Origin of the sequence: Arthrobacter sp. TB 26 (assembly GCF_000427315.1) — a bacterium.
In the GTDB taxonomy this organism is placed as follows: Bacteria; Actinomycetota; Actinomycetes; order Actinomycetales; family Micrococcaceae; genus Arthrobacter.
Genome location: NZ_AUPJ01000307.1, coordinates 28,164 through 29,856, shown reverse-complemented (window position 1 = coordinate 29,856; position 1,693 = coordinate 28,164). Strand labels below are relative to the sequence as shown.

2 protein-coding genes, 1 pseudogene and 1 riboswitch are annotated in these 1,693 nt (G+C 68.3%); all 3 genes and pseudogenes read right to left on the bottom strand.

Features of this window, described 5'->3' with window-relative positions; genetic code table 11:
* Window positions 1-437 (bottom strand): annotated as a pseudogene (locus tag K789_RS0111150) (phosphopyruvate hydratase); the annotation flags it as partial.
* 27 nt (window positions 438-464) lie between these two features.
* The gene (locus K789_RS0111145; protein ID WP_024366832.1) at window positions 465-1,220 is read right to left on the bottom strand and encodes a 2,3-bisphosphoglycerate-dependent phosphoglycerate mutase; all 756 of its coding nucleotides are present in this window, start codon (window positions 1,218-1,220) and stop codon (window positions 465-467) included.
* 21 nt (window positions 1,221-1,241) lie between these two features.
* A riboswitch (Fluoride riboswitch) is annotated at window positions 1,242-1,332 on the bottom strand.
* Window positions 1,333-1,374: 42 nt separating this feature from the next.
* On the bottom strand, window positions 1,375-1,554 hold the full coding sequence (locus K789_RS0111140; protein ID WP_024366831.1) for a hypothetical protein: 180 nt from the start codon (window positions 1,552-1,554) through the stop codon (window positions 1,375-1,377).
* Window positions 1,555-1,693 lie beyond the last annotated feature (139 nt).

The window sequence follows — 1,693 nt, the reverse complement described above, 5'->3', positions numbered from 1 at the left end:
GGCAGGCGCCCGCCCCGGCCCAAGGTCTGGCCGGTCCAGACGTGCAGGGGCAGCCCGGCTGCGGCCGCAAACGCCCTGGCGGCGGCCATCGACACCGCGACGATCGCGTTCGCGCCCAGCCGTGAGCGTCCCGGGGTGCCGTCCAGGGACACGAGGGCGTGGTCCAGATCGGCGAGGGTTGCCCAGCTTCGGGAGGTCAGCAGCCCGGCGATTTCACCGCGTACGTTCGCAACAGCCTTCTGCACGCCTCTGCCGGAGTACTCCTGGCCGCCGTCGCGAAGCTCGACCGCCTCGTGCGCGCCGGTGGACGCCCCGGACGGTGCCGAAGCGACGGAGACCGTGCCGTCAGCGGTCGTGAGCCAGACTTTCACCGTGGGGTAGCCGCGGGAGTCCAGGATCTGCAGGGCGCGCACCCCGGTGATCTGAAGTTCATTCATGACTTTCTCCATTTCCTCGTGCTCAGCTCAGGTCCCACCGGCGGCAGCGACCAGGGCGGCGGCGGTCCGCGCCGCCAGCGGATTCAGATACTCCCCGCCGCGCACCATCGGTGCCAGGTCCGGGGTGAAGCGGTAGAGCAACGGGTGACCAGTGGGAATGTTCAGCGACTCGACCTCGGCATCGGAAAGCCGGTCCAGGACACGGCACAGCGCCCGCAACGAGTTCCCGTGTCCGACCACCAACACGTCTTCCCCCGCACGAAGCCTGCGCCGGAGGTGCTGGTGCCAGAAGATTCGGACCCGTTTGACCACCCCGCAAAGGGATTCGGTGGCCTGGACCGCTTCCGGAGGCAGCCCGGCGAAGGCTGGACTGCGTCGGAGTTCGGCCAGCTGGGACGATGGCATCGGCGGGGGTGCCCCGTAGTAGGAGCGCCGCCAGAAGTGGAAAACCTCAGGGCCGAGCTCGCTTAGCAGTTCTTCCCGCAATCCTCCGGTGAGGGACCCGTAGCTGCGCTCGTTCAACTCCCAGGCAGGAACGACCGGCACCTCCGGGTCTCCGAGCACGTCCAACAGGATGCGGGCGGTGTCCCGGGTGCGGGAGAGGGCGGAGGTGTAGACGGTCTCAGGGACAAAGGCTTCGGACGCCAGGAGTGCCCCGGCACGGGCTGCTTCCTCTTCACCGGCCCGGGTCAGGGGCGGGTCGAGCAGGCCGGTGAACCGGTCCTGGGCATTCAGGGCGCTTTGGCCGTGGCGGAGCAGGAGGAGTGTGCCGGGTGCGGGCATGGGCTACCTACCTTCGTATCAGCAAAGGTAGGAACCATTAGCCAGGAGGCGGTTCGAACGCCCCGCACCTTACGGGCGGGCTGTTCCGGCGGGATCCATCACCGTGAACAGAGACTACAGGGACAGCGGCGAGAGCCGCCACCATATGACGCGTTCACTCCACCGGCTCCGCGCCGTGGACGTCCGGCTGGGAACCCGCTTCGGTGGCATCGGAGGCCAGATACAGAGGCAAGCCCCAGCCGGCGAAAAAGCCAACGCCCTCAATCCAGGACGCGTTCTCCTCACCACCGGCGGGGGCGCCATAGTCCGTCATGGATTTGGTCAGGTGCCTCATTCGTCCCCTGATCTCCCGCAAGCGCGAGGCCACCGCATGCCGCAACTCTTCGGGCAGCGGGCGGCGCCCGGCCAGGTGGAAACGGCACAAAAACACCGGATCGCCGGCTCCTGCCGGCGTGTCAGGATCACAGGCGGGG

Coding starts and splice junctions, on each gene's coding strand:
- K789_RS0111145 (WP_024366832.1), bottom strand. CDS start 1,220: ATGCCCGCACCCGGCACACTCCTCCTGCTCCGCCACGGCCAAAGCGCC.
- K789_RS0111140 (WP_024366831.1), bottom strand. CDS start 1,554: ATGAGGCACCTGACCAAATCCATGACGGACTATGGCGCCCCCGCCGGT.